Here is a 24,149-nt window from a genome sequence, read left to right as displayed (position 1 = left end):
TGGCTCAATCAAATTGTAAATATAAATTGTAAATAAGTGGACGTGACTTTATGCATGATTTGCATAAGGTTACGTCCTCTTTAATGTTCTCTTTAATATTCTATTTAATTTCGTAAGCGTGACGATAAGCGTCAATGTTTGCCAATCTTTACAAAGGAAAGATGCGCGTATGCAGGAAAACGAAACTGGTGTCGACAATAATACTTTCGCCATCAAACCAGTAGATTTAGGAAAGATTCATGTTTCCACTCCTGTGGTTCTTTCTCCTATGGCAGGTATTACTAATTGGCCTTTTCGCGCAATTTGTCGCGAATTTGGTCCCGACGGCCTGTACGTAGCTGAAATGATTACTGCTCGCGCATTGGTGGCTCGTAATCCTAAAGCGTTGCGTTTATGCCGTTTCGCGCCGAGTGAGAAGGTTCGTTCGTTACAACTGTACGGTGTGAATCCTGCTATTGTTGAGCAGGCTGCTCGAATCGTTGTCGACGAAAATATGGCAGATCACGTTGACTTAAACTTTGGTTGCCCGGTACCAAAGGTGACACGTAGGGGTGGCGGGTCTGCTCTTCCTTGGAAAACTGACTTGCTGCAAGAAATTTTGCATCGTGTTGTTTCAGTTTGTGAACCGGCAGGAATCCCGGTTACTGCTAAATTCCGTGTTGGTATCGACGAGAATCACGAAACGTTTATGGAAGCTGGCCATATTGCGCAGGAGGAAGGTTGCGCAGCAGTAACTTTGCACGCTAGAACTACGTCTGAATATTACGGTGGTCATTCCGATTGGCAGCGTATTGGTGAATTAGTGCAGGCTCTTAGTATTCCCGTTTTTGGTAACGGCGATATTTGGGGTGCTGAAGATGCGCTCGCAATGTTTAAGGAAACTGGTTGCGCTGGTGTGGCTATTGGTCGCGGTTGTCAGGGGCGTCCTTGGATTTTTGCTGATATTCGCAATGCTTGCGAGGGCAGTAGTGAGCGTGTTAACCCAACTCTTGCGGAGGTTGGTTCCGTAATTTTGCGCCATTTGCAGTTGCTTGTTGAGTTTTATGATGGTGATGAGCGTATGGCAGTGCACGATTTGCGTAAGCATGTTGCTTGGTATTTGAAAGGTTTCCCAGTTGGTGGGGGCACTCGTAAAGCTTTTATGGAGTGCGAGTCGATTGCGGATGTTCAACGCAATCTCAACATGCTTGACGGTTCGTTGCGTTTGCCTGAACAGTTGTTAGACACGCCGCGCGGCCGTGTGCGTTTCGCTAAGAAGGTTCATTTGCCTTACGGTTGGCTTGATAGTCGAACGACGAGTCACGAAGAACGTGAGCTGCTATTTGGTGACGACCCTATGGATGCAAGTTACTAGTTTTTTCTAGGGTTTTGTACGTTTAGTTTGTTGGTTGCGAATTCAAATTTTTATTATTAAACGGCGTAATTGCGATAAAACTTGAGCTAGCGCGTATTTGCGTATGGTCCGGTGTATTATCGAAGCAGTGACATTTTTTCAGTTTTTATTGTTAAAACGTCGTCAATATCGAGCGTTTTGCGCTAGAATGTTGCGTAAACGTGCGTGAGTGACAGGAGACAACGGTGAGCGAGATTGCCCAGACTGACAATTTCAACGACAAGACCATTATCAAGGTAGTCGGCGTCGGTGGTGCCGGCGGTAACGCCGTCAATCGGATGATCACCGAGGGTTTACAGAATGTAGAATTCGTAGCAATTAACACTGATGCTAAGGATTTGTTGCGTTCTGACGCTGATGTAAAGATTTCATTATCTGATGCTTCAAGCCGAGGCCTCGGCGCTGGTGCTGACCCTGAAAAGGGAGCGAAGGCTGCACAAGATCATCAATCTGATATTGAGGAAGCACTCAAGGGTGCCGATATGGTATTCGTGACTTGTGGCGAAGGTGGCGGCACAGGAACGGGTGCAAGCCCTATTGTGGCGCGTGCTGCACATCAGCAGGGTGCTTTGACTATTGCGGTGGTTACGCGTCCATTCAGCTTTGAAGGCCCGCAGCGTGCTGCGTCTGCAAAGCTCGGCATTGAGAATCTTCGCAATGAAGTTGATGCTTTGATTGTGATTCCTAATGATCGTTTGTTGGAAATTTCTGATAGAACGATTGGTATTATTGATGCGTTCAAGACTGCTGATACTGCACTTCTTGCTGGCGTGCAGGGTATTACGGACTTAATCACTACGAATTCTTACATTCATGTTGATTTCTCCGATGTTACCGCCATTTTGCGTGGTGCTGGTACCGCTTTGTTTGGCATTGGTTCCGCTAAGGGCGAAGATCGTGCTACGCAGGCAGCTGAGATTGCTATCAGCTCCCCATTGCTGGAAGAAAGCATTGAGGGTGCGCATGGTGCTTTGATTAACATCGCTGGTCCAAGTGATTTGAAGCTTCAGGAAGCGTCTGCTGCTACTGAGCTTGTGCGTAAGGCTATTCATCCAGAAGCACAAATTATTTGGGGTCTTTCGTTGGATGATTCATACGGAGATGAAGTACGCGTAACTGTTATTGCTGCAGGTTTTGATGCTCATCCTAAAGCTGAAGAGTCTGCGAAGGCTGGGCAATTTGTCGATATGCAAGCAGATGTGAAGCCTGTAGCTCCAGCTAAGTCTACTTCTCCTGTGACTCCGGAAGCTTCTGCAACCGTTCAGCAGCCTGCTCAAGCGTCGGTGCCTTCGATGTTTGATACTGCAGTGCATCAGCAGTATTCAGCTGCTCCAGTGGATACTCAAACTCAAGCTGCTGTCGAGCCAGACGAGTTAGATATTCCTGATTTTCTGCGTTAAGAGTAACGAGAGGAGGGCTACTTCATGGCTGGTTTTATGAAGAACGTGATGTCATACGTTGGCATGGCGGATGTGCCGGAAGATGATGATTATACCGAAACTGAAGCTCCAGAGACTTCATTCGATAACGATCATTCAGTAACTCCTGTTGTGTCGCAGCATAATGAGGAATCGCGTTCTGGTGTTGCTTCTGCTAGAGCTAGCATGAATCGTATGAGCCGTATCACTACCATTCACCCAAAGTCTTATGATGATGCGCAAATGGTTGGTCGTGCTTTACGAGATGGTGTTCCGGTTGTGTTGAATCTAACTGGAGTTACCGAATCAGTAGCGTATCGTATTGTTGACTTCTCTGCTGGAGTGGTGTTTGGCGTGCGCGGTTCGATTGAGCGAGTTACGCCTCGAGTATTCTTACTCAGCCCAGCGCAAGTAAATATCAAAGTAGAGGATACTCCGACTGCTAATTCTGCACGCGACTTGTTCTCTTAAGGATTTTGTTTATAAATAAAATTAATTAAGCAGCGTTTGCGTAACAGCTTTCGCTGCTTTTTTATACTTTTTGGTAGCATAAAAGCGATACGTACGCGTATGACTAAAATCATGCGACTGTTAAAAACTAAAGGCGCGCAGCCCGAATAACGAAAGTAATCTAATGAGCAGTGAAAATGAAAACGAAAACACTATGCAAGCCAAGCAACGCACTGTATTGTCGTTTGTACGTCGTTCTGGACGCTTAGATGAGCGTTTACAGCATGCTCAGGAGCGTTACGCAAGTCAGTACCTATTAGACGTTAATAAAGCTCCTGGCTCCTTTAGATTGCGGGAAGATTTGCTCATTACGCCTGAATGGATTAAAGATACTTGGGGCAATAATAATCCGCTTATTGTTGAAATTGGTTCCGGACAGGGCGAAAACATTGTTGCAGCAGCCGAACGTTTGCCGGAAACTAACTTTTTAGCGCTTGAAGTTTATGATCCAGGCGTAGCTCACACAATGCTTCTTGCTGGAAAGCAAGGTTTAACTAATCTTCGTATTGCGAAAATTAACGCTCCTGATTTCTTCGTAGCTTGCGATTTAGGAGTTTTAGAAGAAGTTTGGACTTTCTTCCCGGATCCATGGCCTAAAATGCGCCACCACAAGCGTCGTATCGTGCAACCAGAGCTTGCCTCTACAATACATAGGGCATTGCGTGAAGATGGCATGTGGCGCATTGCTACGGATATTGAGGATTATGCTTTGCACGTGCACGAAGTTATGGATTCTCGCGAAGATTTCGCGAATGTTGGCGAATTGAAAGTAAGTCTTCCAACTGAGCACGTTGGAAAAGGTACAGCCGACACTGCATCTGTCCTTCCGCACGCAGAGTTTAGCGAATCTGAGCGTTTTGCTGGTCGCGTTCTTACGAATTTTGAGCGCAAAGGCTTGGAGGCTGGTCGCACTATTCACGACTTCACCTACCGCGCATTAGTGCTTTGCGAACGCTGAGTATTCTTGCCTAGAAGCCACTAGCATTCTAGCTGCCGCACACACCACACCAAACCCAATCTTCCCATCCGCAACACGCCGTGAGTTGCGTGCTGCTTTCCAGAATGTTAATATCATATGGTTTGGTTCGAAGCCCCCTTCGTCTAACGGTTAGGACACCAGACTTTCAATCTGACAACAAGAGTTCGACTCTCTTAGGGGGTACAAGTTATAGCGCCGCTCAGTTTTGGGCGGCGTTTTTGTTAATTTTTCTGCCGCTTACGGCGATTGCACCGTTTATCCTTGCCCTTGCCTTTGCCCTGAACTATTTTGACTCAGCCTTATATTTTTTCTATAGGTTGTTATTACTTTTTCCAATGTTATGAATTTCACAACGTGTGTGTTGATTTTTCTGTAAAGTGCTAAACTTGCTCGTTGGCGCTTCTGCCCGGGCTGCGCAGGTCGGGGAGCGCTCTGGTGAGTTATACAATGCGCGGCAGTTTAAGATAAGGATTGCTCATGAGTGATATTTTCAATAATGATAAAGGTGACATTAATTCAACAACTTCTGTATCAGATTATGCACAAACGCAGGAAGCTGAGGAGCTTTCGGTTGCTGCGAACTACCGTTGGCGTGTGGCAGATATCGCTTTGGGATCTGCTCTTGCTGCCGTTTTTGGTGTTATTTTGTGTGGCTACGGCTTGGTGTTTATTCCGATTATTCGTACGTTGAACGCTGCTGTACTCCCTGGTTTTGCGAGTATTACTCACGGTGTGTGGTATTTGTCCGGAACGCTTGCTGTGTTGCTTATTCGTAAGCCTGGTTCTGCGGTGTATGTGAACGTGGTGGCTGCGCTTATTCAGGTGCTTCTTGGTTCTCCGTTCTCGTTCACTGGTACTGTTATTTCTGCTTTGATGCAGGGTGTGTTTGCGGAGATTCCGTTCTTGATTTTCCGTTTGCGTAAGTTTAATTTGACGTTGAGTATTGTTTCTGGTGTACTTGTTGCACTTGAGTATGGTGTGTTCTTAACGTTTACTAAGTATCAGGCAAAGGCTCCTTCTTATATCACTGTGCACATGATTACGGAGCTTATTAGTGGCTTCTTGCTTTCTGGTGTACTGGTTTGGTTTGTGTATTTGGCTTTGCGCGCAACTGGTGCTCTTGATAACTTTTCATCTGGACGCTCTGACCGAGCTTGAAATCATTGGGATTTCAAGCTCTTTCAGACTAGGCAAGCTCAAAAATTCGACTCACTGAGTTGGCGACGTTTATGGGTATGTGCTAATCTAGCTGTTGCCGGTTGCGGCGTGGGGCTTTAGCTCAGTCGGTTAGAGCAGCGGACTCATAATCCGTCGGTCCAGGGTTCAAGCCCCTGAGGCCCCACTAAAAAAGCGCCACTTCACTACGTTTGGTGAGGTGGCGCTTTATTTGTTACTTACTTCTGTACTATTTTCCAGCTTTCGCAAGATAATCTGGTATCTGCTTAGGGTATTGAGGCCATGCACCTTCTTTAGTGCACACGAATGCTGCCGTATTCACTGCAGCGCGGTGAGCCTCCTTTAGTGATTCCCCTCTGAGAATATGTGTAGCGAATACGCCAGAAAATGCGTCTCCAGCTCCTACAGTATCAATAATGTCAACATGCGGGGTAGGTATAGTAGAACTTTCGCCAGTGCTGGTAATAATCGTGCTGAAGGTCGAGCCGCCTGTAAGAATCACATAATCAAGTCCGTAGCGTGCTTGGAACCATTTGCAAGCTTCGTCGTCGGAGGTGTCGCGAATATTGAACATGTCACGCAGTAGGAACAATTCGGAATCGTTAAGCTTAAAAACGGTCGCTTCTTGCAAAAGCGTATCAATGAGATCCTTAGAATAATGGTCGCTGCGAATGTTGATGTCAAAGAACTTCATAGCTCCAGGCTTAGTATGCTTCAATAATTGAAGAATAGTGTCGTGAGTTTCTTGCGAACGAAGGCTAAGAGTTCCGAAGCATACGGCATCAGCCCGTTCTACTAAGTCGATAAGTTCTCGAGTGTAAAGAATGTGATCCCATGCTATGTTTCGCAAAATAGTATATTCTGGAATTCCGTTTTTCAGTGCTATTTCCACAGTGCTTGTTGGCCATGCGTTGCGCTGAATAATTGAGGTGATTCCGGCCTTGTTTACTCTGTCAATCAGTTCATCTCCGAGCTGATCTTGGCCGACTGCGCTAATCATGCAGCTTTGCGCGCCGTGGCATTGTGCGTGATATGCAAAATTTGCTGGCGCTCCGCCGACGCGTTTTCCGTGGGGAAGTAAGTCCCATAACAGTTCGCCGAGTGAAAGAACAATTGGCTTAGACATAACATTCCTTTCGAGCGCATCAGTGCAGCAAACTGATAGTGTTGCGTAGCATAAGCTGTCAGTTTCGTAACAGTTAGGTGCGTAAAATTATGCGTGTAAACTATTACATAAACAATTATGGTGCGCCCTTACGATAAAGCAACATGCGTTATGCGTGTTACTGTTCGTGAGAACGCACCATACGTATTTTAGAAAATATTAATGCTCGAAAATATCATTTTTTTGAGCGCGATCAGCCATCCAAGCTTCAACATCCTCAATCTGCTTTGGAATGTCGATAGAAAGCCATTCTGGGCCGTTTTCGGTCATCAGCACGTCGTCTTCGATACGAATTCCAATGCCGCGCATTTCTTCTGGGAGCATTAAATCGTTCGCAGCAAAGTACAAGCCTGGTTCGATCGTGAAAATCATGCCCGGCGTAATCTTTGCGCCTTGATAAGACTCGTAGCGTGCTTGCGCGCAGTCGTGCACGTCCAAGCCGAGATGATGAGCTACACCGCATGCGTGCCAGCGGCGATGCTGCTGTCCTTCTGGAGAAAGTGATTCTTCAACGCTCACCTTCAAAATTCCCCACTCGTGCAAGTGCTCTGCAAGCACGCGCATGCAGGCGTGGTGAATGTCGGAGTAGGTTGCACCTGGCTTAGCAGCCTCAAAACCGGCTTGTTGAGCGTCCAACACGCACTGGTAAAGCTTCTTCTGCAAATCAGTAAACTTGCCGTTTGTTGGGAAGGTGCGCGTAATATCGGCGGTGTAGAGGCTGTTGACTTCCACGCCTGCATCAATAAGCAGCAATTCGCCGTTAGAAACTACGCCGGTGTTTCGCATCCAATGCAAAATTGGCGCGTGCTTGCCGGAGGCAACAATCGTATCGTAGCCAACTTCGTTGCCTTCTTCGCGAGCGACGGAATTAAACGCGCCTTCAATCATGCGTTCGGAATGTTCCTTGCCAAGAGCTTGAGGCAAGCGTGTAAGCATGCGGTCAAAGCCGAGTTTTGTAGCGGCCACAGCTTTGCGCATTTCGCGAATTTCGTAATCGTCTTTAAGCATGCGCGCTTCTGCGGCGAACTCGTGTAGTTTGTCGTCGGCGGAAGTGTTTGCGTCTTCGTCGGTAAATCCGCTTGCTTCACGCATTGTTTCAACTTTTGCGGTAAGTTCAGGGTCGGTTTCGCGAATAATGCGTACTCGAACGCCTTCGCCGTTAGCGTCGTCGCTTACGTTCTTAGCAAGAGCGTCTTCAAGCTCAGCAATATCGCGCGTTTCGATGCCGGTCATGGCTTTAAGTTCCTTCAAGCCGGCGCGAGGACCAACCCAATATTCACCGTAGTGAGGATCTTTATAGAATGCTGCAGTGCTGTTATCTGCGCGTGGAGCTACAAAAAGCTCAGGAATATGTGTTTTTCCAGCTTTAGCTTCTTCGCTTTCTTTTTCAACAGGTTCCATTACGAGTACGGCACCTGCTTCGTAATCCTGGCCTAAGCCGGTGTAGTAAGCAAAAGTAGTGTCTGGACGGAAAGCGTAATCGCAATCGTTATTGCGTACTTTTGGCTGACCTGCAGGAATAATTAAACGTTCGCCTGGGAAGCGCTTTGAAAGAGCTTCTAAACGTGCTGGAATGTACTTGCTGGATTCAAGAGGCTTAACTTCTGGCTCCTGGTTATCCCAGCTGCTTGTCATAAAATCTTTGAAAGAGTCACTATTTGGACGAAGGGAGCGATTGTTTACGCGGTCTTCTGCTTTTTGTGTGCCGTCAGCTTTCAGTTCTTCACCGTGTTCAGTTGGTGTGTGTTCTGCCATTTGCGAGACTCCTTAGCTCTTCTTTTCGTATGCAAATTTTCGTATGCAAATCGTACTAACGAACAATAAACTAACATAGTCGTATTTATTGTTTTATGCGAGTTTTTTGGATTAAAAAGATTAGATTTTATATGTAATTTACAAAACAATCGTATGCGAGTATTAGTATTATCTTTCTTCTTAAAACTTATAGGTTGTTTTACATATTAATTGCTTCATCATTCATCCATGTGGATATTAGTGTGGTGGAGATTTGAGATTTTTTGCGCTGAGCGAAGACGGACGTCAGAGCCGAAGGCTACTGACAAGTCGAGCGAAGAAGAAAAATCGAAAAATCTCGGCGATAAAACACGGTTATTAACGATTAGCACGCAGAGTTTAGGGGGATTTCTCTACGAGCACTAAAAGAGGACTGAGGAAGCAACATTCATTAAGAACGAAGCAGACATAAAAGCCTTTAACAGCCAGAGCGACGAAGGACGGGACGTGCGAGGAGAGAAATCCCCCAAAACTCGCGCCACAGTAAACAAAATGAATATAACCTATTATTTTTTGTAAGTGTTGTTGGCATAAACTAATCTATATATTTGGAAAATGAGTAAGTGAGCACAAAATTAGGGGAGTGCAGTTATGTCTATGGAACATCCAAATCGTAACAGTGAACGCATTATTGACGTTGAGCGCAATATTATGAGCCGCGCGCCTGAACATAATAAAACTAATCTCGACTTAGATAGGATGCGCTTAATTCTTGATATTCTTGGTCATCCGGAAAAGTCTATGCACGTTATTCATATTACCGGCACGAACGGCAAAGGTTCTACAGCTCGCATGGCCGAGTCGATTTGCCGCGCGTACGGTTTGCGCACAGGACTTTATACTTCTCCACATTTGGAGCGCATAAACGAGCGCATTATGATTGACGGCCAGGAAATCAGCGACGACGATTTTGTGGACGTTTGGGATCAAATGAAAGATATTATCGACATGGTTGACGCTCGCATGGAGGCTGACGGTAAGCCAAAAATGAGCTTCTTTGAAGTGCTTACAGCCATGGCGATTTGGGCTTTTGCGGACGCTCCTGTTGACGTTGCTGTTATGGAAGTTGGCATGGGTGGCGAATGGGATGCCACGAACGTTATGAATGCGGATGCTGCGATTATTGGCCCTGTGGATATGGATCACATGCAGTGGCTTGGAAACACCGTTGAGGAGATTGCTCGCACGAAGGCGGGCATTATTAAGCCAAATTGCACGGTAATTTTGGGTCCTCAGCCGCATGAAGATAAGGTTTTGCCAATTATTAAAGAAGTTGCCGAGCGTAATCATGCCACATTGTTGCGCGATTCTTCTTATGGTGACGGCGAGCTTGAAGTTGTGTCTCGTACTCCTGCGGTTGGCGGCCAGGTTGTTACTTTGCGCACGCCTCTTGGCACTTATGAGGATGTGCCAATCGACAAGTTTGGTGAGCATCAGGCACATAATGCTTTGGCAGCGCTCGCTGCTGCGGAGGTTGTGTTGCCGGTAAACGGCGCCTTGGATGGTGATTTGGTTGCTGAAGCGTTAAGCCAGGTTAAGGTTCCGGGGCGCATTGAGCAGGTTCGTACTTCGCCGACTATTATTATTGACGGTGGTCATAATGTGAATGCTGCTGAGTCGCTTCGTAAAACGATTGAGGAAAACTATCATTTTGAGCAGCTTATTGGTGTTGTTGCAATGATGGCAGATAAGCAGGTTGAAGAATACTTGGGTGTGCTTGAGCCGGTTTTGACGAAGATTATTGTGACTCGCAATTCTTGGCGCGATCGTGTAATGGATCCGGAAGATCTTGAAAAGGTAGCTGTAAGCGTATTTGGTAGGGATCGCGTGATTCGCGTTGATGAACTGCCAGATGCTATTCAGGCGGCTGTGAATTTGGTTGATGAGGACGATGAGCTTGGTGTGGGCTATGGTCATGGCGTGCTTATTTGCGGTAGTTTCGTCACGGCAGGGGATGCGCGCACAATGCTTGTTGAGCATGTGAATCCAGACTTAACAAAGTCGAAAGAACAGCGCGTTGCGATTCACCCAAATATTGACGAATCTGGCAGTGATAGTCGCGAGTAGTAGGCGAAATTACTTTTGTAAGCCTTTTATTATTAGATAATATTGGCTAAACGGCACTAACCATGAGCCGCGCTATAATCAGGATTCAAATCGTTTAAGGTTTGAATCCTGATTACTTTAAGATTCTAAAGATATGGTTACGTGGCGATTTTTCTGTTGCGTCACTAGTTGTGTTACTAATTATATCGCCTGATAACCGTCGCCTTATTGAATTCCAAAGAGACGCTTTACAATGAAAGAATCACCCTCGTAAGGTATGTGTTTGTTGTGTAATTTAATCCAACGTTCGTCGCCTTTTCCTATTACCAACAGAATGTTGCGTCTTTTTTCTTCTTGCGTACTTTTTTGGGCTTCAGCGTATGCAGTTTCGATTGCTTGGGTCCTGTCGAGAATGATTTGTGAGGCAACGTGTGGGTTTGTTACGTAACCTTGCATAATTGTGCAAATATCGGATACGCTTTCCGTATTAGTATCTTCGGCTGTAAAAATAAACTCGTCAATACGATTTTGTGCCGCGTCAACAATTTCCTTGCGCCTATCGACAGCCTTGTCTCCTGTGGAGCCGGTAATTAGAGTAATGCGAGGATTTTCGTTGCCGTAACGTTCTTGTACAAAATCGATAACTGATTTTGTAGAAATATAGTTGTGTGCGTAATCGACCACAGCAACCATGTTGGAATGAGTGTCGTTAAACACTTCCATACGTCCTGAAATAGTGATTGTTTCGATTGCATGTAAGGCTTGTACGTCGTCACCTATTCCGAGCTCGTTGGCTATAGCGATTGCGGCGGTTGCGTTTTCATAGTTAAAGAATCCTGCAATTGATAGTGTAAACGTGTCAATAGGATTGTAATGCGCTTCCTCTAAAGCGTTTTCACAATTGCTTTCGTTTTCGCAATTGTCGTTATCGTTATTGCTTTCAGAGGCAAGTTTTGCAATATAGTAAGTTTCGCTGTGAGAATCTACCGGTATTGCTGCGTAATCCGGAAGCATAAGTTTAGGATAGTTGTCTAAAGTATCCGTAATTTTTTCTTCGCAGATTGTGTTGCTGTTGTCGCTGTTAGTATTGTCAGCTTCTTCTTCATCTTTGAAACGCGCTACGGTGGTTACTTTTGTATGATGCTGTTCGGCATCCTGCATTAGTAAGTCAGCGTGATCAGTATCAGCGTTAAGTACCAAGCATTTGGAATTTGCAATAAGCTGACGTTTGCAGTACAAGTAGTCTTCAAAAGTTGGGTGCTCAATCGAACTAATGTGGTCGGGACTAATATTCAAAAATGCGCCAACATCAAATTTTAATCCGAACACTCGGTCCACTTTGTAAGCTTGAGAGGAAACTTCCATCACCAGGTATTGCATGCCGTTATCCACTGCTTCGCGCATCATACGGAACGCGTCCAGGCTTTCTGGAGTAGTTAAATTCGATTCCGTGTAATGCTTTCCATCCAAGCAGTTGTCTACTGAGGAAAATAGTGCTGCTTTGCCGCGGAAATGTGCATTGAGAATGGCGTGGGTAAAGTAAGCTGTGGTCGTTTTGCCTTTAGTTCCCGTAATTCCAACGATACTAAGATGTTCTTGAGGGGAACGATAGTATGCTGCAGAAAGCACGCTCATTGCTTTTCGTACATCGTTAACAATAATTCCAACAGCGTGAGTGTTTTGTGCATAGCTTTGTTCAGAAACGTACGCTATAAGACCTTTTTCGTCTGCTCCATTAAGATATTCGGCTTTAAAGTTTCCCTTAACAAATAAGAGCGTGCCAGGCTTAATATCGCGGGTGTCGTAAGTTATGTGTTCAAAAGCTTCGTTGGCTTTCACTGTTTCAAAATCTGATGCGTTCAAAGACCAGATTTCGTTTCTTACGTGGGTAGTGTCGGCGTCGCTCGCGGATTGAGTGGCATTGTTGTGGCGATACTGAATCATTTCACGAAGCAGACCGTAGTGTTGCAATAGTCTGCTTGCTGATTCTAGTGACAGTGTATCTTGCGTAGTCATTGTTGCTTCTTTCCGCAAATATTCCTTTTTTAATAATTAACTTGTAATGATAACCTACGTGAAGGTATTCGCGTTGCGTAAGTGTGTTTTATAACCAAGTGCCAGTAATTGGTTCTTTTCCGTGCGCCTGAAGCCAAGTATTGAAACTATCCCGCCATTTTATGTAGGCTGCACGCTGCCATTGCATAATATCGCTGAGTGGTAATCTTCCAACTGACTCATGAAGTTCGCAGATAGGTGCAATTAAATCAAGTGCTGCAACTGTGTCGGCTGTAGCGTCGTGGAAGTCTCCAATTGGTTCAACGCCGTAATATTGCGAGGTGAGAGTTAGCGTGCGTTTTCCTGTTCGTCGGGAAATAGTGCGATCAATAACAAGAGGGTCAACAGTTAGCACGTCTTCTTGCGTAAGCGTGTTGATAGTGCTCGTTGGTCGCTGATTTAGTGGCGTGAGTTGCCAACGCTGTAAATCGTGTCGCAACATCGTTACGTCAAAAGGTGCGTTGTATGCCAGAAGTGGAATATTTTTTGACTGAGTTGCGCTGATAGCTTGCGCCAGTAATTCGAGTTCTTGCGTAGGCTCGCCGCCGTGTACTTGAAGATACTCGTCAGTAAATCCGTTTACTTCGCTTGCTTTAGGATTCATAGGTTGATGTGGATTAATCAACCAAGTAGATACTGTGTCTCCTTTGTGACCTAACGCAGGGTTGCGAAGTACGAGAGTTGCAGATACAATGGCATCTTTGCCAAGGGTTGCTCCCGTTGTTTCTGTATCGAAACCAAGCAACCATGATTGTGCAAGCGGTGTGTTTTCGCTTTGCGAAGGCGCTGCAGCGATTGCATCTAATAATTCTTGAATGTATGTCGGCATACGCATAATCTTACCGCAATATGCAGTTATGATAAGTATATATTTTGCAATACGAGCTTAGCAGTTGGGAGAAGTAACTTTTTACCTACTAAATACCAACCTTCTTGCGAGTATCATGGATAGTATGAATAAGCAACATCATGTAGTAAGTGTTCAGCACGATACTACTAAGCCTAACTACTCGCTTACTTCACGCGCGTCTCATAAGATTCACAATCGCCGACATGAGCAATTTGAGCAGCTTATTCGGCCTTGCGTAGATGCTCTTTATACTCAAGCTATGCGCTTAACTCACAATTCTCAAGACGCTCAAGATCTCGTACAAGATACGTTCGAGCGTGCGCTTAAAAGTTTCTCCACATTCCAACCGGGCACTAATTTTGGTGCTTGGGTTAATCGTATTGAACGAAATTTATATTTTAACCAATATGCTCAGGCAAAACGTCGCCCTCAGCGTGCTAACGATGCTACGGGGGATTATGACGATTGGGATATTTATGAAGCGTCAAATCATAATTCGAGTGGATTGCTTTCAGCCGAGCAAGAATATTTAGAAGGTTTTGCACCACAAGAAATTATGGCGGCATTAAATACGTTGCCTCCGGAGCGTAAAAAAGTTTTTGTTGAAGCTGCTATACGCGGGAAGTCGTATAAGCAGATTGCACAAGAAGAAGGCGTAAAAATTGGTACGATTATGAGCAGATTAAATCGTGCTCGTGCGCAATTGAAGCGCGAACTTGCTGATTATGCGAATGAATAACAAAAAAGCCCGTGAATTATCACGGGCTTAATAGTATGTATAAGCGAACTACAGCTTAAGCATTTGGCCTTTTGCCATGATTCGCTGCTTTTTTACGACGCGCCTTGCGCTTGCGGCCACGCATACCCATAATGCACTCCTTAACGTTTAATGAACAACCTTAGGGATTATCGCACGTTGCCAAGACGTTACTGCGTTATCTGTCTATTTTTGGCGACATTTCCTTCAGTGTGTTCGGCACTTTGCTGGTACTTACGGTAAGTAATATCACGCTAGTATCAACGCAAATGTCTGCAATTAGTAAATGTACTCTTATGCGGCAATATCTGCTACTGTTGCGCTCAATAAGGTAACAATATCCTTAGGATTGAGGACAACGTCAAGTCCACGCTTTCCTCCCGAGACGAGAATCTCATCAAACTGCATAACGCTGCTGTCGAGTACTGTTTCGTGATGCGTTTTCTGCCCGAATGGTGAAATGCCGCCAACAACGTAGCCGCTTTCACGTTGAGCAACTTCAGGACTTGTCATACTCGCTTTTTTAGCGTGTACTGCGCTCGCAATTGCTTTCATATTAAGGCGTCCGTTTACTGGAACTATGCCAACCACTCGCTTTTCGCCCGTGTCTACCATCAGTGTTTTGCACACCTGAGCTGCGCTAACCCCGAGTTTTTCTGCTGCTTCTATGCCGTAGCCGTCGTCCATGTGATCGGCGTCGTGATCGTACTCGGCCACTCTAAAAGCGATACCGGCTTCCTCAAGTTGGGTGATTGCTGGTGTTGCTTTGCCGGTTGCTGCATGTTTTTTACTCATTGCGCTTCCCCTTGTTGTTTTGTATTGCTATAGCAATTGTGATACATGATATGCTATACCGACTATTGACTTAACGCGTATAAATCCATTGTGGCGCGAGTTTTGCGCGACGACCTGCTTGAGCGCTGCGATTTAGCGCGCGAAAGCAATTCGGAGCGCTGAGCTTGCTTAGGGTTGAAAGCACGGGGTGCTTTCAACGCAAGCGAGGTCTGCCTTCGTCTCGATTGACGAAGGCAGGGCAGGTTAGTGTGGCTGTGAGTGATAGGAATTACTTATCTCGCAGCGCTACGCTCCTATACCTCATTTGGACTAGTGGACAGGTAGTTAAGTTTAGTTTTTTGCTTACTTTTTTGCTGAAATAGTTATTCATCAAAAAGACTATTACTATCGCTCCGCTTTTATATTGCTCGACAAGCAATTCCTATCTCTCACACGTAAATTCACCCACCGCCCTCAGAAGCACAAACGCAAAGCTTCCGAATGTTTTGGGTGATTTCGACATTTTTTATACACGCTTGTAAAGTAACTGTCACTTTTTGGCGAGATTTCGACATTTTCTGTACACGCCTGTAACGAAACTGTCACTTTTTGTCGAGATTCCGACATTTTCTTTACGCAGCTGTAAAGAAAATGTCGCGCAGAAGCACAAACGCAAAGCTACAGAAGCGTCCGTCTTCGCTCAGTGCGAAAAATCTCAAATCTCTAACATGCGAATATTCCTACGGCTGAATGGCAACGCAATTAAGATTAAAAAAATAAATAAATAAATAACAAAACCCCTTGCGTTGCTTTAGATAAGCTCACAAGGGGTTTTGTTAATAATATTCGTCAATCAGATTTTACTGACTGCTTTACTTAAAATTTCACTCGGAGATTTCAGCGAAGTAAAGCAGGGTGCGAATCATGTTGGAGGTGAAGCCGTACTCGTTGTCGTAGAAGGTAACGGTACGAGCCAAGGTGACACCGTCAACAGTGTTCACATCGGTCTGAGTTGGATCGAAAACGCCACCGTGGGTGTCGCCGATGATGTCGGAGGACACGATGCTGTCGGCATTGTAACCGAAGTACTCGCAGTTCTCAAAAGCCTTCTTGAAGGCTTCGTTGATTTCTTCAGCGGTTGCTGGCTTCTCAAGAACAGTGGTCAATTCGGTGACGGAACCATCTGGAACCTGAATGCGCTGAGCGTGACCCTGGAGCTTGCCGTTGACCTCTGGCACAACCTTGCCGATTGCCTTAGCTGCACCGGTGGAGTGCTCGATGGTGTTGCAAGCTGCGGAACGGTTGTTGCGTGGCTTGGAGCCGCGTGGGCCGTCAAGAATCATCTGAGTGCCGGTGTAAGCGTGGATGGTGGTCATGAAGCCGGACTTAATGCCCCAGTTATCCTGCAGCAACTTGACCATAGCGGCCATGGAGTTGGTGGTGCAGGAGCCAGCGGACACGATGTTATCGGTTGGCTTTAAGATTTCGTGGTTCACGCCAAACACGACGGTTGGGGTGGTCTCGTCCTTAGCAGGAGCAGAGATAAGCACCTTCTTGGCGCCAGCGTTCAAGTGAGCCTGGGACTTTTCTGCAGAAGTGTAGAAACCGGTGCATTCAAGCACGAATTCAACGCCATCGTTCTTAACCCATGGAATGTTGTTAGCATCTTTTTCAGCGTATACCTTGTAGGTCTTGCCATCTACGACGATTGCGTCTTCGGTGGAGGTCACCTCAACTGGGGTGCCGTCATCGTGACGGAAGGTGCCGTGGGTGCTGTCGTACTTCAACAAGTAAGCAAGCATAGAAGGAGTGGTCAGATCGTTGATGGCTGCGACTTCGATGTCACCGGCTTGACCGCCACGAGCCTGAAGCTCGAATATGCGGCGGAATGCGAGACGACCGATGCGACCGAAACCATTAATACCAATCTTGACTGTCATGTGGTTCTCCCTTGAGTGAGACCTCGTGCGCAACGTTTAAGTCACGCGATTTTCGCGATGAAAACTCACGCATTGTGGTCATCTTTATTGAACTAGCGGTGTTCATTTTAGTGTGCGGTGTGTACGAAGAGTTGACATATAGCTCACTTTTGTTGGGATATGGTGGTGTCGTGATAGTGAGCGTTAACATGCTGTGTTTTTTGAGTGTTTCTGTGCATTTTTTGATATATTAACGTTGCGTTTTGCTCGTACTTGCGCGGTAAATTTCTGTTCATTTGAACATATACTACGATGCGACTGCCGTTACGACACGTTTGCTGTTGCGTTACGTTTGCTATGAATTATTTTTTGAAAAGTAGAAATAAGCAAGCGAGGTGATGAAACGCTTAAGAAGAAACGTAACAATATAGAGAAGGCTGGCGAGTATTGAGTGGAAAAAATACTCGCCAGCCATATTTGCGCGGAAAATTCGTCGCGCAACTTACTCACTGTACGTCATAGATTCTGCAGCTGCAGTCGTGGAATCAGTTGGTGTTACTTCACTATCTAATGGTACTGCAAGTGCTTCAGATACTGACATATCAACTTCTCCCAAGTCTCCAACAGGTCGCTTAAACCAGCTCACCTGAGGAAGTGGAGTATCTATTGGGAACGTTACAATAAGTGTGCCTTCGTGAACATCTATATGAGCCGGCGTATTGTCCAATAATTCATTACTCAATCCCTGAACAGCATCGCCGTGCATGGTGGCATGGCTAAGCTGATATTTCAACCCAAGTTCGTTGACATCGGTTGAAATAGGCGTATGAGAAAATACAGAAACAATGCGTGAACTATTTCCGCTTGATGCAGGAAAATCAAGAGATCCGTCGTGAATAGCGGTAACGATTTGGCCGTCACCATACAAAAAGCCTATTCCACCTCGGATTGCAAGGCGTACCATCAGCTGAATGTTGGAAATAGTATGGTCAACGCGTCCACCAAGTCCTCCGAAAATATGGAATTCTCGTGAACCTTTTGACCAACCAACCTTCAATGCTGAGAGCAAATCCGGATCGTCTTTTTCTGCAGGAAGACGAGTAATTATTGCATCAGTTGGCAATTTAAGTCTTACGGAATCAAAATCTCCGATAAGTGCGTCGACGTGCAGGCCAAGGCTACAAGCGTGATCCCAACCTCCGTCCGCAGCAATAGTGAGAGCGCGGTCAGGCACGTGCTCGCGTGTGTGATCGTAATAATCTCCAGCTGCCAAAACGACGCAGCGTTGCAAAGGTTCCATGCCCTCATCATAACGCTGCATAAGTACTGACGACATTACTTTTCAACAAGAGTTTATAGCAGGCAAGTCAACTGTAATTGTGTTTATTTATAAGGGTTATGCGTATCCTTTTTTGGGGCGATTTTGTTTATGCAGCAAATTCACAAGCAGTTGTGCAGATAATACTCAAATAATACGAACGTTTAACTTAAAGTGCTGCTTGCAACTTTGTCAAGGCTTGTAGTATACTGAACATTTGGCTTGAGTAATCAAGAAAGTGGGATGTCCCCACCTGGAAGCCTACTGTGGTTTCGGGTTCATGACTTCGGTCACGCGTGTTCGCTTTATTGTAAGCTGCACGTTGCGCTTATGTAAGCAATACGTAAGCGTTTTATTGATATGAAGTGTGAATCTCTAAGCTCTTGGACTTCTTGGTGTATTACATCTTACCAATATTTAGAAGGATTGGAGTCATCATTAGCGACGAACCACGCATTAACGACGAGATTCGCGTCTCCCAGGTGCGCCTTATCGGACCGAAAGGCGAGCAAGTGGGTGTTATCGCGACCTCAGTCGCATTAAACCTTGCAAGGGAAGCGAACCTCGATCTCGTCGAAGTTGCGCCTACTGCTAAGCCTCCAGTAGCCAAGCTTATTGACTACGGTAAGTACAAGTACAACGAAAAAATGAAGGCTCGCGAAGCGCGTCGCAATCAGAGCACCGCTGAGATTAAGGAAATTCGTTTCCGTCTCAAGATTGATGATCATGATTTCGATGTGAAAAAGGGTCATGTGCTTCGTTTCTTGAACGGTGGTGACAAAGTTAAGGTCACTATTATGTTGCGTGGCCGAGAACAGTCTCGTCCTATTGGTGGCGTTGAACTGTTACGTAGACTTGCAGATGAAGTCAGTGACAGCGGCACCGTTGAGTTTGCGCCGAAGCAAGAGGGTCGCAATATTATTATGACTCTCGCTCCAAAAGGCAAGAAGATTCATACGCAGTCTGAACAGCGTCGTCGTGGCGCTGAATCGCGTGCTGAGCGTCAAGCTCGCCAGGCTGCGCGACTTGCAGCAAAGCAGGAAGTGCAGGCACAAGCTGCAGCTGCAGCACAAGCTATGCAATCCGATCAACATCATAAGGAGGGCAGCAATGCCGAAGATGAAAACTAATTCCGCAGCGTCCAAGCGCGTTCGTCTTACCGGTACTGGCAAGGTGATGCACGATGGTAGCGCCATGCGCCACAACTTGGAGCACAAGTCGGCTCGTAAGCGTCGTGCTCTTTCTGAGGATAAGGTGTTGGCTACTGCGCAGAGCAAGAAGCTTAAGGGCTTGCTCGTTAAGTAAGTAAAAGCAAGTAAACAAGTAAAAATTGCTTGTAAACGAAGACGCAATCGAAAATTTTTAAGAAAGCTGAGGAATACTTATGGCACGAGTAAAGCGCGCAGTAAACGCTCACAAGAAGCGTCGCGTTGTTCTTGAGAGGGCTTCTGGCTATCGCGGTCAGCGCTCCCGTCTTTACCGCAAGGCAAAGGAGCAGCTGCTCCACTCATTCACTTATAACTTCCGCGACCGCAAGGCTCGCAAGGGTGACTTCCGCAAGTTGTGGATTCAGCGTATTAACGCTGCTGTCCGCGCTGAAGGTATCACCTACAATCGCTTCATTCAGGGCTTGCACTTGGCAGGCATCGAATTGGATCGTCGTGCTCTTGCTGAACTCGCCGTCTCCGATATTGAAGCTTTTAAGGCTGTTGTAGAAGCTGCTAAGGCCGCTTTGCCAGCTGATGTAAACGCTCCAGTTGAAGCCTGATTTTGCTGTTGTAATAGCGTTTGATTTTAAGCCCACCCTTTTTAGGTGGGCTTTTTTATATTAAAATTCGTGTAAGCAACCCTTGCTATTAATCCACGTAAGCAACAATTTACTTATTGGTTATAATAAATTTTATGCGCCAAAATCTTGACTCTGCAAATGCTGCAAACGGTACTACAAGCAATATTCCTAAAGAATTTTTACCTTATATTCAGCAATTTATTGCGCATATTGACATTGAGCGCGGCCTTTCCAAAAGAACAGTATCCGCATACGTTTCAGATTTACAAGATTACACTTTTTGGCTACGAAATATTCGCAATATCAACAGTATTACCACTATTACCCAGTTAGATATTGAATCTTATATACAAACTTTACACGAAGCAGGTTTAGGGACGCGCACGATTGCGCGCAGACTTGCAAGTATCCACGAATGGCACCGTTTTATGCTGTCGCATGGTGACATAAGCAACGATGTTTCCTCTGATATTAAAGCTCCCAAGATTGCCGCGCATTTGCCTGATGTTTTAAGCGTGGACGAAATCAGTCGCGTTATTGAAGCCGCGGGAAATTTCGGAAGTTTAGACGCAATTTCTTTAAGAGACGCAGCTTTACTTGAGTTTTTGTACGCTACGGGAGCGCGAATTTCAGAAGCGGTAGACGTAAAGTTTGAAGATCTTGATTTAGACGAATCAGTAGTAAAACTTACCGGCAAAGGTAATAAGCAGCGTTTGGTGCCGGTTGGTGGCTGTGCGGTGCGTGCACTTCGTAAGTATATTCAACAAGCTCGCCCTGTGTTATCCGCCAAAGGCAAGCGTGAGCTGCATACTATTTTCTTAAACAAGCGCGGTAACGCTTTGTCTCGTCAATCCGCATGGGAAGCGGTTACTCAGGCAGGGGAGCGTGCAAAACTTGGTAGGGCTTTGCACCCGCACACACTTCGACATTCGTTGGCGACGCATTTGATTGCGGGAGGAGCTGATGTTCGCACAGTTCAAGAGCTACTCGGACACGCTTCAGTGACAACTACGCAAATTTACACGCATATAAGCCCTGATGCTTTGGTTGAAGCTTATATTATGAGCCATCCTAGGGCTAAGTAGCATCCTAGGGCTAAGTAGGTTGCGTAAATTTCCCGTTAGGGATAATAGTTTGTAATTCATTTTGAAGCTTATACAACGTTTTAGTGCGTTGCGGGTTTCGTGAGTATACCTTTTGCTACAGTAGGGGGCATGCCTACTGATTTGCTTGGACGTGAATATGAAACTTTTCATGCGCCGGAACCGCTTACTTCTCACGGTCCTGCGCGTGTTATCGCTATGTGTAACCAGAAGGGTGGTGTTGGTAAGACTACGAGTTCTATCAACATTGCCGGTGCGTTAAGTCAGTATGGCAGGCGTGTGCTAATAGTGGATTTTGATCCGCAGGGTGCGGCAACTGTTGGTCTTGGTATTAATGCCAATGCTCTTGATAATACGGTTTATACTGCATTGTTCGATTCTTCGGTAGATGTGCACGATGTTATTCGGCATACTAATACCGAAAATATTGATATTATGCCTGCGAATATTGATTTATCCGCTGCAGAAGTTCAGTTGGTTACAGAAGTTGGCCGCGAGCAGATTCTAGCAGGCGTATTGCGTAAAGTGCGTGACGAATACGATGTGATTATTATTGACTGCCAGCCTTCGCTTGGTTTGCTTACAGTTAACGCTTTAACTGCTGCAGATGGTGTTATTATTCCGCTTGCTGCAGAATTCTTTGCTCTTCGTGGCGTTGCTCTTTTGATGCAGTCTATTGAGAAGGTTCAGTCGCGTATTAATCCAAATCTCAAGGTATTTGGCGTTTTGGTCACCATGTACACGCGCACTTTGCACAGTGAAGAAGTGTTGCAGCGTATTTACGAGGCTTTCCAAGATCGTGTTTTGCACTCCGTAATTTCTCGCTCTATTAAATTGCCGGATTCTACGGTTGCGGCTGTTCCTATTACTATTTTCGCCCCTGAGCATAAGACTGCTAAAGAGTATCGCGAAGTTGCGCGCGAGTTGATTGCTAAGGGTGTTGTTGCGTAAGTCCTTTTGGCTGCTAGCTAGCGTAGTTTAAACGCTGTCTGCGCTCACGAGTAGAATCGGTGCGGTTTGGCAGCTTGCCTATTTTTTGGTGTTTGCCAATAATGAATTGCTACTATTTGTGCTTTGTTTAGAGCGTAAATGGTTGCGCATATATGACTACTTACAACGCGAAGAATGGAAGAGGTTTGTGATGGCTGTTCGCGGTGATATTCGAAATGTGGCAATTGTGGCGCACGTAGACCACGGTAAGACCACGCTGGTAAACGCCATGCTTCAGCAGTCGCATGTATTTTCTGAGCGTGAGGAAGTTCCAGATCGCGTAATGGATTCCAACGATTTGGAACGCGAAAAGGGCATTACTATTCTTGCTAAGAATACGGCTGTGCAGTATACCGGTCCGTTGGCTGAAAAGTATGGTCACCCGGAAGGCATTACCATTAACGTAATCGATACTCCTGGCCACGCTGATTTCGGCGGCGAGGTTGAGCGCGGTATTTCTATGGTTGATGGCGTCGTTTTGCTTGTTGACGCTTCTGAAGGCCCACTTCCTCAGACTCGCTTCGTTTTGCGCAAGGCTTTGGAAGCTAAGCTCCCTGTAATTTTGTGCGTAAACAAGGTTGATCGTCCAGACGCTCGTATTGAAGAAGTTGTTGGTGAATCCACTGATTTGCTTCTCGGCTTGGCTCAGGATGTTGTTGAGGAAGGTATCGAACTTGATCTTGATGCTTTGCTCGATTTGCCTGTAATTTATTGCGCTGCAAAAGCTGGTTATGCTTCCGTAAATCAGCCTGCAAATGGTGCTTTGCCGGATAACGACAATTTGGAACCATTGTTTGATTCTATTATTTCTAACATTCCAGCTCCTGAATATGAAGAGGGTGCTCCTCTTCAGGCGCATGTTGCAAACATTGATTCCTCCGACTTCCTTGGTCGTCTTGGTTTGGTGCGCATTTATAACGGCACTTTGGAAAAGGGTAAGACTTACGGTCTTTCCCGCGTTGATGGTTCCGTTGAAAACTTCCGTGTTTCTGAGCTTCTTCGCACTCAAGGCTTGGAGCGTACTCCTGTAGCTTCTGCAGGCCCTGGTGACATTGTGGCTGTTGCTGGCGTTAACGACATTATGATTGGCGAAACGATTGTTGACCAGAACGATCCAAAGCCTCTTCCATTAATTCACGTTGACGATCCTGCAATTTCTATGACTTTCGGCGTAAACGATTCTCCTCTTGCTGGTACGGAAGGCAAAGATCATAAGCTTACTGCTCGTATGATTAAGGATCGTTTGGATCGCGAGCTTATTGGTAATGTTTCTATTAAGGTTATTCCAACTGAGCGTCCAGATGCTTGGGAAGTTCAAGGTCGTGGCGAGCTTGCGTTGGCTGTGTTGGCTGAGCAGATGCGTCGCGAAGGCTACGAGCTTACGGTTGGCCGTCCTCAGGTTGTTACTAAGACTATTGATGGTCAAATTAACGAGCCTATGGAAAGTACAACTATTGACGTTCCAGAAGAGTACATGGGTACTGTTACCCAGCTTATGGCTGATCGTAAAGGCCGCATGGATTCTATGAGCAACCACGGTTCTGGTTGGGTTCGTTTGCAGTTTACTGTTCCTTCTCGTGGTCTTATTGGTTTCCGCACGGCTTTGCTTTCTGCTACTCGCGGAACTGGTATTGCAAGCTCTATTTCCGCCGGTTATGCTCCATGGGCTGGTCAGATTGTGACTCGCCAGAATGGTTCTATGGTTTGCGATCGTAAGGGTGTTGCAACTCCTTACGCTATGCAGCGTTTGCAAGCTCGCGGCATTTTCTTCGTTGATCCGCAAAGCCCAGTTTACGAAGGCCAAATCGTTGGTATTAACAATAAGCCAGACGAGTTGGACGTGAACATTACGCTTGCCAAGCATATGACGAATATGCGTTCTTCAACTGCTGATGTGCTTGAAACTTTGACTCCGCCAATTAAGATGAGTTTGGAAGAGTCTCTTGATTTCGCTAACGAAGACGAGTGCGTTGAAGTAACGCCTGAGTCTATTCGCGTGCGCAAGATTATTTTGAGTCGTGACGAATGGTACAAGTGGCGTGCAAAGCAGCGTCGTCAAAACAATGCTGCGTGATATAACGCTAGATACTGTTTTGTTAACTGTGAGTCGTTA

General features: G+C 45.8%; 21 protein-coding genes and 2 tRNA genes. 15 read left to right on the top strand and 8 right to left on the bottom strand.

Annotation, left to right across the window (positions count from 1 at the left end):
- The first annotated feature begins 169 nt into the window (after window positions 1-169).
- The 7 genes from dusB (at window position 170) to AXE77_RS04535 (ending at window position 5,642) form a co-directional block, all read left to right on the top strand.
- On the top strand, window positions 170-1,354 hold the full coding sequence (dusB, locus tag AXE77_RS04565) for a tRNA dihydrouridine synthase DusB (RefSeq protein WP_116712334.1): 1,185 nt from the start codon (window positions 170-172) through the stop codon (window positions 1,352-1,354).
- A 224-nt stretch (window positions 1,355-1,578) separates the two neighbouring features.
- Window positions 1,579-2,793 (top strand): cell division protein FtsZ, encoded by a 1,215-nt coding sequence (ftsZ, locus tag AXE77_RS04560; RefSeq protein ID WP_116712333.1) that lies wholly within the window; start codon window positions 1,579-1,581, stop codon window positions 2,791-2,793.
- A 24-nt stretch (window positions 2,794-2,817) separates the two neighbouring features.
- Window positions 2,818-3,282: a cell division protein SepF gene (locus AXE77_RS04555; protein ID WP_116712332.1), complete on the top strand. Its 465-nt coding sequence runs from the start codon at window positions 2,818-2,820 to the stop codon at window positions 3,280-3,282.
- 163 nt (window positions 3,283-3,445) lie between these two features.
- The gene (gene trmB, locus AXE77_RS04550; RefSeq protein WP_116712331.1) at window positions 3,446-4,279 is read left to right on the top strand and encodes a tRNA (guanosine(46)-N7)-methyltransferase TrmB; all 834 of its coding nucleotides are present in this window, start codon (window positions 3,446-3,448) and stop codon (window positions 4,277-4,279) included.
- 132 nt (window positions 4,280-4,411) lie between these two features.
- Window positions 4,412-4,483 (top strand) — tRNA-Glu (locus AXE77_RS04545).
- 294 nt (window positions 4,484-4,777) lie between these two features.
- The gene (locus tag AXE77_RS04540) at window positions 4,778-5,458 is read left to right on the top strand and encodes an ECF transporter S component (RefSeq protein ID WP_116712330.1); all 681 of its coding nucleotides are present in this window, start codon (window positions 4,778-4,780) and stop codon (window positions 5,456-5,458) included.
- Between the two features lie 110 nt (window positions 5,459-5,568).
- Window positions 5,569-5,642, top strand: a tRNA-Ile gene (locus AXE77_RS04535).
- A 63-nt stretch (window positions 5,643-5,705) separates the two neighbouring features.
- On the opposite strand, the gene AXE77_RS04530 is transcribed toward AXE77_RS04535, so the two are convergent.
- Window positions 5,706-6,602, bottom strand: coding sequence for a carbohydrate kinase family protein (locus tag AXE77_RS04530; RefSeq protein ID WP_116712329.1), 897 nt, complete (start codon window positions 6,600-6,602; stop codon window positions 5,706-5,708).
- 198 nt (window positions 6,603-6,800) lie between these two features.
- The gene (locus AXE77_RS04525; RefSeq protein WP_116712328.1) at window positions 6,801-8,396 is read right to left on the bottom strand and encodes an aminopeptidase P family protein; all 1,596 of its coding nucleotides are present in this window, start codon (window positions 8,394-8,396) and stop codon (window positions 6,801-6,803) included.
- Window positions 8,397-9,026: 630 nt separating this feature from the next.
- Between AXE77_RS04525 and AXE77_RS04520 the strand changes: the two genes are divergently transcribed.
- Window positions 9,027-10,502: a bifunctional folylpolyglutamate synthase/dihydrofolate synthase gene (locus AXE77_RS04520; RefSeq protein ID WP_116712327.1), complete on the top strand. Its 1,476-nt coding sequence runs from the start codon at window positions 9,027-9,029 to the stop codon at window positions 10,500-10,502.
- Between the two features lie 204 nt (window positions 10,503-10,706).
- On the opposite strand, the gene AXE77_RS04515 is transcribed toward AXE77_RS04520, so the two are convergent.
- Window positions 10,707-12,497 carry a UDP-N-acetylmuramoyl-L-alanyl-D-glutamate--2,6-diaminopimelate ligase gene (locus AXE77_RS04515; protein ID WP_116712326.1) on the bottom strand — a complete coding sequence of 597 codons (1,791 nt, stop codon included), beginning with the start codon at window positions 12,495-12,497 and terminating at the stop codon, window positions 10,707-10,709.
- 88 nt (window positions 12,498-12,585) lie between these two features.
- Window positions 12,586-13,365, bottom strand: coding sequence for an exonuclease domain-containing protein (locus AXE77_RS04510; protein ID WP_165846072.1), 780 nt, complete (start codon window positions 13,363-13,365; stop codon window positions 12,586-12,588).
- 124 nt (window positions 13,366-13,489) lie between these two features.
- On the opposite strand from AXE77_RS04510, the gene AXE77_RS04505 reads away from it, so the two are divergent.
- Window positions 13,490-14,125 (top strand): sigma-70 family RNA polymerase sigma factor, encoded by a 636-nt coding sequence (locus AXE77_RS04505; protein WP_116712324.1) that lies wholly within the window; start codon window positions 13,490-13,492, stop codon window positions 14,123-14,125.
- Window positions 14,126-14,180: 55 nt separating this feature from the next.
- On the opposite strand, the gene AXE77_RS06960 is transcribed toward AXE77_RS04505, so the two are convergent.
- The 4 genes from AXE77_RS06960 to AXE77_RS04485 form a co-directional block, all read right to left on the bottom strand.
- On the bottom strand, window positions 14,181-14,255 hold the full coding sequence (locus tag AXE77_RS06960) for a 50S ribosomal protein bL37 (RefSeq protein WP_369803150.1): 75 nt from the start codon (window positions 14,253-14,255) through the stop codon (window positions 14,181-14,183).
- Between the two features lie 182 nt (window positions 14,256-14,437).
- Window positions 14,438-14,938, bottom strand: a complete 501-nt coding sequence (gene ybaK / locus AXE77_RS04500; RefSeq protein WP_116712323.1) for a Cys-tRNA(Pro) deacylase — start codon at window positions 14,936-14,938, stop codon at window positions 14,438-14,440.
- An 863-nt stretch (window positions 14,939-15,801) separates the two neighbouring features.
- Window positions 15,802-16,857, bottom strand: coding sequence for a type I glyceraldehyde-3-phosphate dehydrogenase (gap, locus tag AXE77_RS04490; RefSeq protein WP_116712321.1), 1,056 nt, complete (start codon window positions 16,855-16,857; stop codon window positions 15,802-15,804).
- Window positions 16,858-17,338: 481 nt separating this feature from the next.
- A complete protein-coding gene (locus tag AXE77_RS04485) occupies window positions 17,339-18,136 on the bottom strand; it encodes a thiamine diphosphokinase (protein WP_116712364.1) in 798 nt (265 codons plus the stop codon).
- 410 nt (window positions 18,137-18,546) lie between these two features.
- Between AXE77_RS04485 and infC the strand changes: the two genes are divergently transcribed.
- From infC to typA, 6 genes are all read left to right on the top strand, one after another.
- Window positions 18,547-19,284: a translation initiation factor IF-3 gene (gene infC / locus AXE77_RS04480; protein ID WP_205727527.1), complete on the top strand. Its 738-nt coding sequence runs from the start codon at window positions 18,547-18,549 to the stop codon at window positions 19,282-19,284.
- Window positions 19,265-19,459 (top strand): 50S ribosomal protein L35, encoded by a 195-nt coding sequence (gene rpmI, locus AXE77_RS04475; RefSeq protein WP_004128670.1) that lies wholly within the window; start codon window positions 19,265-19,267, stop codon window positions 19,457-19,459. Before infC ends, rpmI begins: the two co-directional genes overlap by 20 nt.
- A gap of 79 nt (window positions 19,460-19,538) precedes the next feature.
- Window positions 19,539-19,922 (top strand): 50S ribosomal protein L20, encoded by a 384-nt coding sequence (rplT, locus tag AXE77_RS04470; protein WP_004105106.1) that lies wholly within the window; start codon window positions 19,539-19,541, stop codon window positions 19,920-19,922.
- A gap of 134 nt (window positions 19,923-20,056) precedes the next feature.
- A complete protein-coding gene (xerD, locus tag AXE77_RS04465; protein ID WP_116712320.1) occupies window positions 20,057-21,028 on the top strand; it encodes a site-specific tyrosine recombinase XerD in 972 nt (323 codons plus the stop codon).
- Between the two features lie 129 nt (window positions 21,029-21,157).
- Complete coding sequence (locus tag AXE77_RS04460; RefSeq protein WP_116712319.1) at window positions 21,158-21,997, top strand: ParA family protein; 840 nt, start codon at window positions 21,158-21,160, stop codon at window positions 21,995-21,997.
- 190 nt (window positions 21,998-22,187) lie between these two features.
- Entirely contained in the window at window positions 22,188-24,110 is a 1,923-nt protein-coding gene (gene typA / locus AXE77_RS04455) for a translational GTPase TypA (RefSeq protein WP_116712318.1), read from the top strand.
- The last annotated feature ends 39 nt before the right edge of the window (window positions 24,111-24,149 follow it).

This window comes from Gardnerella massiliensis (assembly GCF_003408845.1).
Taxonomy (GTDB): Bacteria; Actinomycetota; Actinomycetes; order Actinomycetales; family Bifidobacteriaceae; genus Bifidobacterium; species Bifidobacterium vaginale_H.
The sequence above is the reverse complement of the archived record's forward strand: the minus strand, read 5'-3'. Positions and strand labels throughout refer to the sequence as shown.

Excerpts from the sequence above, each read along its gene's own strand:
- dusB (WP_116712334.1), top strand. The coding sequence starts at position 170 with ATGCAGGAAAACGAAACTGGTGTCGACAATAATACTTTCGCCATCAAA.
- AXE77_RS04555 (WP_116712332.1), top strand. The coding sequence starts at position 2,818 with ATGGCTGGTTTTATGAAGAACGTGATGTCATACGTTGGCATGGCGGAT.
- trmB (WP_116712331.1), top strand. The coding sequence starts at position 3,446 with ATGAGCAGTGAAAATGAAAACGAAAACACTATGCAAGCCAAGCAACGC.
- AXE77_RS04540 (WP_116712330.1), top strand. The coding sequence starts at position 4,778 with ATGAGTGATATTTTCAATAATGATAAAGGTGACATTAATTCAACAACT.
- AXE77_RS04530 (WP_116712329.1), bottom strand. The coding sequence starts at position 6,602 with ATGTCTAAGCCAATTGTTCTTTCACTCGGCGAACTGTTATGGGACTTA.
- AXE77_RS04525 (WP_116712328.1), bottom strand. The coding sequence starts at position 8,396 with ATGGCAGAACACACACCAACTGAACACGGTGAAGAACTGAAAGCTGAC.
- AXE77_RS04520 (WP_116712327.1), top strand. The coding sequence starts at position 9,027 with ATGTCTATGGAACATCCAAATCGTAACAGTGAACGCATTATTGACGTT.
- AXE77_RS04515 (WP_116712326.1), bottom strand. The coding sequence starts at position 12,497 with ATGACTACGCAAGATACACTGTCACTAGAATCAGCAAGCAGACTATTG.
- AXE77_RS04510 (WP_165846072.1), bottom strand. The coding sequence starts at position 13,365 with ATGCCGACATACATTCAAGAATTATTAGATGCAATCGCTGCAGCGCCT.
- AXE77_RS04505 (WP_116712324.1), top strand. The coding sequence starts at position 13,490 with ATGAATAAGCAACATCATGTAGTAAGTGTTCAGCACGATACTACTAAG.
- ybaK (WP_116712323.1), bottom strand. The coding sequence starts at position 14,938 with ATGAGTAAAAAACATGCAGCAACCGGCAAAGCAACACCAGCAATCACC.
- gap (WP_116712321.1), bottom strand. The coding sequence starts at position 16,857 with ATGACAGTCAAGATTGGTATTAATGGTTTCGGTCGCATCGGTCGTCTC.
- AXE77_RS04485 (WP_116712364.1), bottom strand. The coding sequence starts at position 18,136 with ATGGAACCTTTGCAACGCTGCGTCGTTTTGGCAGCTGGAGATTATTAC.
- rpmI (WP_004128670.1), top strand. The coding sequence starts at position 19,265 with ATGCCGAAGATGAAAACTAATTCCGCAGCGTCCAAGCGCGTTCGTCTT.
- rplT (WP_004105106.1), top strand. The coding sequence starts at position 19,539 with ATGGCACGAGTAAAGCGCGCAGTAAACGCTCACAAGAAGCGTCGCGTT.
- xerD (WP_116712320.1), top strand. The coding sequence starts at position 20,057 with ATGCGCCAAAATCTTGACTCTGCAAATGCTGCAAACGGTACTACAAGC.
- AXE77_RS04460 (WP_116712319.1), top strand. The coding sequence starts at position 21,158 with ATGCCTACTGATTTGCTTGGACGTGAATATGAAACTTTTCATGCGCCG.
- typA (WP_116712318.1), top strand. The coding sequence starts at position 22,188 with ATGGCTGTTCGCGGTGATATTCGAAATGTGGCAATTGTGGCGCACGTA.